Origin of the sequence: Pseudovibrio sp. POLY-S9 (genome assembly GCF_001431305.1) — a bacterium.
Classification (GTDB): domain Bacteria; phylum Pseudomonadota; class Alphaproteobacteria; order Rhizobiales; family Stappiaceae; genus Pseudovibrio.
In genome coordinates, this window is sequence record NZ_LCWX01000145.1 from 1 (window position 1) to 7561 (window position 7561).

Below are 7561 nucleotides of genomic sequence, written 5' to 3' on the forward strand. Positions count from 1 at the left end.
CACTCTTTCCAAGGCATCCCGGTCCCTCCCTGAATGCCATGTTAATGTGTCAACCATCTCTCCGAACACCTGTCACCTATGTCTCCGGTATGTACATCGGGGGCCGGGATGACGTCATAGAGGGTGCATTTTCTGAATGGAAATCACTCAGTCCCACGATTTATCCTCTGCCGTCATGCCGGACGAGCGGAGCGGTGATCCGGTATCCAGAGCCCAGGTGTTTGTGGAAGTTTCCCAAATACATTGAGTATTGGCGCATCAGCTATGGGGGAGGTTGGCTGAGGTGGCCCGCACAATTTGGCGGGCCTGTCCTGTTTTTAAATTAGTTTGCGCTGTTGGCGATGGCGCGCTCGGCGTCATCGAGGCCTTGGGGCGTTCCAACGTGCAGCCAAAGGCCATCGCCTTCGACACCGAAGAGGCGGCCATTTTCAATTGCTTTGTCGAACAGCAGATTGAGGGAGAATGGGCCTTCCGGCGTATCCTTGAACAGCCGTGGATGGATCATCGCGGTACCGGAATAGATGAAAGGTGCCACAGAACGCTCATCGCGGCGTTCCAGCTTGCCTTCATCGTCCATCAGGAAGTCGCCTTTGCCGTCATAACCAACCGCATTGACGGCTGGTGCGAGCAGCATCAGCATATCCATCTGATGGTCATCCCAGGTTTCTACGAGGAGATCCAGGTTCGGCTTTACCCCTTCCAGCCAGAAGCTGTCGGAGTTTTTCAGGATGAACGGATCGGTGCCCAGAATTGGCAGGGCTTTTTTAATGCCGCCACCGGTATCCAAAAGCTCTTCGCGTTCATCTGAGATCTTGACATCCAAGCCTTCAAACCTGCGAGCATGGGCCTCTACAAGGTCTGCAAGGTAATGCACGTTGACAACGCAGGTTTCGAGGCCAGCATCCTTCAAACGTGATGCTGCGCGCGCGAACATCGACTTACCGTCCACCTCGATGAGAGGTTTTGGGGTTGTCGCCGTCAGGGGCCGCATACGTTTACCCAGCCCTGCGGACAAAACCATTGCCGATTTGGGGTGGAAGGAAATTTCTTTAGGCATCTCGTTGTCTCTGTCGTTTTGTTCTCTTGTTTCAGTCGCCACTTTGGCTCGTCTCATTTGACGAGAGTATGACAGTGAACATGGGTTTGAGTTTTACTTCCCCTAATTGTGCAAAGCACTGCCGCACATAATTGCGGATGCGAGGAAGCATCTCCATGTATTTAGGTTTTCCGAGCTGCTTATCAAGACGTACAAACGCGCCAAGGATTTTGGCATTGCGCTGCAACGCCAACACAGCAACAGCATTCCGAAACGCCATTTCATCAAAAATGGGTTTATGTTTTCTTGCCAAGTCGCAATATCTCTGCAGCAAATGCTCCTGCAGGTCGGCTGGCATGTCCACGCGTGCATCGTACACGAGCGAGGCAACATCATAGGCCGCGGGGCCCATCATTGCATCTTGGTAGTCAATAAGACCCAGCTTATTGAGGCCTGATGCTTCTGGCAACCACATGATATTCGGGCTGTGGTAATCCCGTAAAAGCAGTGTTGGTTCACTCTGGAGGACTGGCTCCAGCAGCTCTCGCCACGCTTCAACGTAGTCGCGGCCTTGCTGTTCAGTCGCAGGCTCTCCACTGGCGTAAGGCAGATACCATTGGAGGTAGAGGTCAGCTTCCGTAATCAGCACTTCGAAATCACAGGGTTTCAGCTGATGGGGTTTACCATCCGCCTGCAGCTCTGTTTGCCAGTCGCAGCTGTGGAGCCGGGCGATGTCATCAATGGCCAGCTCGTAGCGCTCTTTGACCGCCTCACCGTTTTCGGTGATGATCTGGTCGCCGAAATCCTCCAGCAGCGCCAATCCGTTTTCCGGGTCGGCGGCCAGTCGTTTTGGTACGCGGAACCCATGATCCGCCAAGGCGTTGCCGACGGCGAAGAAGGCAGTGACGTCCTTGGCGCGATGTACGGTTTCGCCGTAGGTTTTGCCAGTGGGCAGACGCGGCTCTGGCCCAGTTGGCGGACTATCCATAAAGACGACTGTCTCACCGTTTTTGTGAAGTCGAAAATAGGTCCGCATGGAGGCATCGCCCTGCACATGCTCGCGCTCTGCATCAATCCAGCCGGATTTTTGCAGCAGAGCGCGGCGGGCAGCGAGGCGGTCAAGGCGGTTCTGCCAGCTTTTGCAGTTGGCTGTGAGGGTGATCTCGCGAGTGTCTGGCTCGGTGCCTTCTGTCAGCTTCAAGTCCAGCGCTTCTGGCCAGTAGGAGGGATCCCCCATCTCTGGCCATTCAATCAGCGCGACGCCGGTTTCCAGATATTCGTCGAGCCCGAGCTCTTCCAACTCCTCCGGCTCTTCAATGCGATAGAGGTCGAGATGGGCGACAGACATTCTCGGCAGGTCGTAGGTTTGAACGAGTGTGAAGGTGGGGCTTGGGACTTCCAGATGAGGGTCAGCTGCCAGATGCCGCAGCAGTGCTCTGCTCAAAGTGGATTTGCCCGTGCCCAGATCTCCGGAAAGAGCAAGTACGTCTCCCTCTTTCAGCAGCTCAGCCAAATCCGCAGCAAAGAGCTCTGTTGCTCTCTGATTGTCGAGAAGTACCTTCATACAATTCGCCTCAAGAGCAGCTGCACATAATCGCGCTCACGCAGAATGCTCTAATCTATACTTTCCAAGCGTCCCCTTAAAGAAAGACTGAACTTACTTACCAAGGATACGTACCAATCTATTAGAGCAGGTCGCGTTCATTTGCAGACACACGACGCGCTCGGAATTCCTCAAGAGTAAGCACTTGCCAAAACCAGCAAGGGAACTCAAGCCCCAGAGGCATTTATCTGACCGAAAACTGAAGGATGAGTTATTCCGCCGCTTCCAGCGAATGGACATGCGGCTCAAGCGGGAAGGTGCAATCCACTGTGGTGCCCTGCCCTTCGGCGGAGGAAATATCGACTTTACCGCCGTGGAGCTCGACAAAGCTTTTCACGATCGACAGGCCAAGGCCAACGCCCTGACGATTTCCACCTGCACCGCGGCCTACAAAGCGCGAGAAGACCTGATCCAGCATCTCCTGAGGGATGCCTGCACCATGATCCTTGATGCGGAAGCGGATTTCGTTTTCCTCTCGCTGGCAGCTGATGTCTACCAAGCCGCCTTTGTTGGAGTAGCTGATTGCGTTGGAGAGCAGGTTGAAGAGAACCTGACGCAATCGACGCTCATCTGCTTTGAGATGGCCAATACCCTCAGGCATGTGGGTGCGGAGCGTGATGTTGGATTCGACCAGACGATCTTTCAGGCCTTCGACAGCTTCAGATACCGTCTGCGCAACATCGACCTCGGAGATTTCGAGTTCCATGATGCCGGCATCAACGGTTGCCAGATCAAGGATGTCGTTGATGATGTGCAGCAGAGCAGACGAGGATGACAGGATGTAGTCGGTGTATTCTTCCTGCTTCGGAGACAGATCGCCGAACTTGGCATCACCCAACAACTGAGCGAAGCCGATGATGGTGGTCAGCGGAGATCGCAGCTCGTAAGACACGTGTTGAATAAAGGCGTTCTTGAGCTGGTCGGCTTCCTGAAGCGCATCATTGGTGGCGTGGAGGGCACGTTCCACGTTGACCGTATCAGTGACGTTCACGAAGGTGAGTAGCGTTCCACCATCTGGCAGCGGTACGGTGACGTAGTCGATAACAGACCCGTCGATCCGCTCCATGCGACCAGAAACGCTGGTGCGGTTGTCGGACAGGCCTGTTACGCCACGGGCGAGCTCTTGCCAACGATCGGACTCACCCATCAGCTCCTTGCAGGTGTCCAGCAGGTCATTGACATGCGGATCTGCTTCGAGGAACTCCTGAGACAGGCCCCAGACCTCGGCAAAGGCCGGGTTAGACAGGCGCATGCGTCCGTTGGAGCCGAACACGGCGACAGCTTCTGTCAGGTGGTCGAGCGTTTCTCGCTGTACCCGGGTGAGTGCGTTGAAGCGGCTTTCCAGATCCAACTGCTCGGTCACGTTCTCATAGAAGTACGTCACACCACCTTGCGGATGCGGGCTGGCGATCACGCGGAGGGTCCGTCCATCTGGCAAATGCCACCAATACGCCTGTGCATCCAAGGCATGGTAGCATTCCAGATGCTTGGTTCTCCAACCACGATAGTCAGCCTGCTCAGGCAGTTTACGAGCTGCGCGCAGGGCGTCGAGCAGCTCGCCTTCTTCCGGCTTGGTCTCCAAGAAGCTCTGATCGATATCCCATAGGGAGCGATAGGCTGCATTGTAGAACTGGAGACGATGATCAGCACCAAACACGGCCACAGGTGTTTGAAGTTGATCGAGCGTACGCGTATGGGACTCAAGTGTGCGGCGAAGCTGTCCCTGTACACGTTCAAGCTCGGAAATATCCTGAGCAAGACCGGCATTGCCATGCTCAGAATTCACGTCAGTCAACTCAAAGACGCGCCGTTCACCCGCAGCCACAACCGGCATTGGCGAATGATAGACCCCGTCGGTCTGGCGCATCATGTTGAGTTTGTTGCGACCTTTTGCTTCCAGCAGCTCAACCTGCTCATCAACCACAGTACGGGTGCTTTCGGCCTCGACAGCATCCACATAAGCTGAGTTGACCCAGACGAGCTGGCCATGGTTGTCGCGCTGCCATGCAGGCCCCGGCAGTGCATCCAACAGGCTATGAAGCGAGGAGATCTGCTCACGCAGTTCCTTGTTTTGCTCAGCAAGGCGGGCGCTGAGCTGACGGTCTCCGGTCAGGTCACGCAGGCGCAGGACTGCCAGTCCACCTGCTGTATGGCCGGATGCTTCCAGATAGACCCCGTCGGTGGTTGTTAAGGTTAACCGGAAGACTTCACCGTGGCCGCGCAAATGCTCCAGAAAAGCGCGCAGGGCCTCGGCTGATTTGACATCCAACCATGTCTCGAACTCGACCAACTGCGAAAGACCGCCTGCGAGTTCCAGATTTTCCGGCAGATGTCCGGCAACACCGGGATGTTTGGCCTCACCATCCCAGACTAAAAGGAGACTGTCTTCTGTTTCCAGCAAGCTTTCGAGGCGGTCAATGCGCGCCATCGCATCGGCTCGGTCCTGACGCAGTTGCAGGATGGACAATGAGTCATTCCTGCGGATGCGGACAAGCACGACGGAGGCTGCGACTGCGTACAAGGCTATGCCGGCCGTTGCCGCGACCCAGACAACCTTGAAGGCGTCAACTGAACTACCTGAAAGAGCTGGCAGAATATCCATAGCCTGAGAGAAACCAGCAGCACCCAGGAGAGCAAACACAGCAACGCCCATCAGGTTCAGAACGAGCCTAAACCTTCTACGCCACAGCACGTTAACACGCGCGTGTTTATGCCAGGATGCTGGCATGTTGTGCCCCTTTCTTCGCCGCCTCAGATTCGTGTCACACGCCGCATTGGTGTCACGAATCGCGAATAAGTCGCTCAACTGCCTAACTTAACGACTGATTCGACAATCAACATAACCTGATTGATTTTTGGGAAGAAGAGGATCTTTACAAAAAGTAAACAAATCCTGTGGGCGAAATAATCATCCACCACAATCTGTAGTAAGCCCAACAAGCGCACCCCCAATATATTGAAAGTGTGCTTATTGGGCCTAGTAGAATTCATGGAGCTGTTAACGCTAAGTCCCTTAGCGTTAACAGCAATTACGAAGGACGCGTATCAGTACTTGTAGTGCTCAGCCTTGAACGGACCGGATTTGTCGAGACCAAGGTAGTTGGCCTGATCGTCAGTCAGTTCAGACAGGGTTGCACCAAGCTTCTTAAGATGCAGGCGCGCAACCTTCTCATCCAGATGCTTTGGCAGCACGTAGACTTCGTTTTTGTAGTCGTCGCCTTTGGTGTGCAGCTCCATCTGCGCCAGAACCTGATTGGTGAAGCTGGCGGACATCACAAAGGATGGATGACCTGTCGCATTGCCAAGGTTAACCAGACGGCCTTCGGAGAGAAGGATCAGACGCTTGCCATCTGGATACTCGATCAGGTCGACCTGTGGCTTCACATTGCGCCATTTGTAGTTACGCAGTGCAGCAACCTGAATCTCGTTATCGAAGTGACCGATGTTACAGACGATCGCCATGTCTTTCATGTCGCGCATGTGGTCAGCTGTGATGACGTCTTTGTTGCCGGTGGTGGTGACGAAGATATCGCCTTCACCGATGGCCTGTTCCATCGTCTTCACTTCGTAGCCATCCATGGCAGCCTGAAGCGCGCAGATCGGATCGATCTCAGTCACGATCACACGGGCACCAGCGCCTTCCAGAGACTGTGCAGAGCCTTTACCAACGTCGCCGTAACCAGCGACAACAGCAACTTTACCAGCCATCATGACATCAGTACCACGGCGGATACCGTCTACGAGAGATTCACGGCAGCCATAGCGGTTGTCAAACTTGGACTTGGTGACAGAGTCGTTCACGTTGATTGCAGGGAATGGCAGGTCTCCCTTCCTCTGCATTTCGTATAGGCGCATAACACCCGTGGTTGTCTCTTCGGAGACGCCCTGGATGTTGCCCTTAACTTTGGAGTAGAAGCCCGGATCTTTTTCGAGGCGACGCTTGATCGCTGCGAAGAGAGCGGTTTCTTCTTCATTAGATGGGTTGTCGAGGACGGATGGGTCTTTCTCTGCTTTTGCGCCGAGAAGAATCATCAGAGTTGCGTCGCCGCCATCATCCAGAATGAGGTTTGCGGTTTGGCCGTCGCCCCAATCGAAGATTTTGTCCGCATAGGTCCAGTATTCATCAAGGGTTTCGCCTTTTTCAGCGAACACCGGAATACCAGCTGCTGCGATTGCGGCGGCTGCCTGATCCTGCGTGGAGAAGATGTTACAAGATGCCCAGCGAACTTCTGCGCCCAACTCAATGAGGGTCTCAATCAGAACCGCTGTCTGGATGGTCATGTGCAGGGAACCAGCGATGCGTGCGCCTTTGAGAGGCTTGCTTGCACCATATTCCTCACGACAAGCCATCAGGCCTGGCATTTCGGTTTCGGCAATTTCAATTTCAGTACGACCCCACTCTGCAAGTGAGATGTCTTTGACGTAGTAATCGTTAGACGCAGTCATTAAATCTTCCTGAAAGCCCGGGCCCATAGTCCCCTCCCGCGTGATTGATGAGTGCTCGCACAATGAGCGCCCACTGCATGCTGTTATACATCACAGAGAAGTCAGAAAGCAATAAAGATATAAAGGTTTCTTTATATCAGTCTAAAATGCAAACAAACGCAGGCGCGCAGAATGCTTTATGTGCGTCTGGGTAGATAAGGCTCTAGAATTTCTAGGATATTTTCAGGGAAGACTGTCAAAGATGTTGTCTCGAGTTCTTTCCGCGTCCACCAGCGATGCTCTCTCATTACCTGAGTTTCTATCTCTGTGTGGTTGGAATAGTCGATTTTCGAGTCGGAAACGGTGAGAAAGAAAAAATGTTCTTCAGCATCTACCATCTCACCGGTTGGTGTCAGAAAAACCGCTCTTCTGACGTGGATCACCTCACCGACAGGTTCGGTGATTCCGGTTTCTTCCAGAAGTTCGCGGCGGGGGGG

The 7561-nt window shown here is 54.0% G+C and carries 4 protein-coding genes and 1 pseudogene; all 5 read right to left on the reverse strand.

The window, feature by feature from the left end; all coding sequences use genetic code 11:
* Window positions 1–322: 322 nt before the first annotated feature.
* Complete coding sequence (locus PPL9_RS12235) at window positions 323–1057, reverse strand: nucleotidyltransferase family protein (RefSeq protein WP_057463236.1); 735 nt, start codon at window positions 1055–1057, stop codon at window positions 323–325.
* 31 nt (window positions 1058–1088) lie between these two features.
* Complete coding sequence (tsaE, locus tag PPL9_RS12240; RefSeq protein ID WP_057462954.1) at window positions 1089–2600, reverse strand: tRNA (adenosine(37)-N6)-threonylcarbamoyltransferase complex ATPase subunit type 1 TsaE; 1512 nt, start codon at window positions 2598–2600, stop codon at window positions 1089–1091.
* A 250-nt stretch (window positions 2601–2850) separates the two neighbouring features.
* Window positions 2851–5367, reverse strand: a complete 2517-nt coding sequence (locus PPL9_RS12245) for a PAS domain-containing sensor histidine kinase (protein ID WP_208989337.1) — start codon at window positions 5365–5367, stop codon at window positions 2851–2853.
* A 317-nt stretch (window positions 5368–5684) separates the two neighbouring features.
* The gene (gene ahcY, locus PPL9_RS12255; RefSeq protein WP_057463237.1) at window positions 5685–7085 is read right to left on the reverse strand and encodes an adenosylhomocysteinase; all 1401 of its coding nucleotides are present in this window, start codon (window positions 7083–7085) and stop codon (window positions 5685–5687) included.
* Between the two features lie 176 nt (window positions 7086–7261).
* Window positions 7262–7561 (reverse strand): annotated as a pseudogene (locus PPL9_RS12260) (NUDIX hydrolase); the annotation flags it as partial.

What these genes read in the sequence shown, in the direction of transcription:
- PPL9_RS12235 (WP_057463236.1), bottom strand. Translation starts at nt 1,057, where the DNA reads ATGCCTAAAGAAATTTCCTTCCACCCCAAATCGGCAATGGTTTTGTCC.
- tsaE (WP_057462954.1), bottom strand. Translation starts at nt 2,600, where the DNA reads ATGAAGGTACTTCTCGACAATCAGAGAGCAACAGAGCTCTTTGCTGCG.
- PPL9_RS12245 (WP_208989337.1), bottom strand. Translation starts at nt 5,367, where the DNA reads ATGCCAGCATCCTGGCATAAACACGCGCGTGTTAACGTGCTGTGGCGT.
- ahcY (WP_057463237.1), bottom strand. Translation starts at nt 7,085, where the DNA reads ATGACTGCGTCTAACGATTACTACGTCAAAGACATCTCACTTGCAGAG.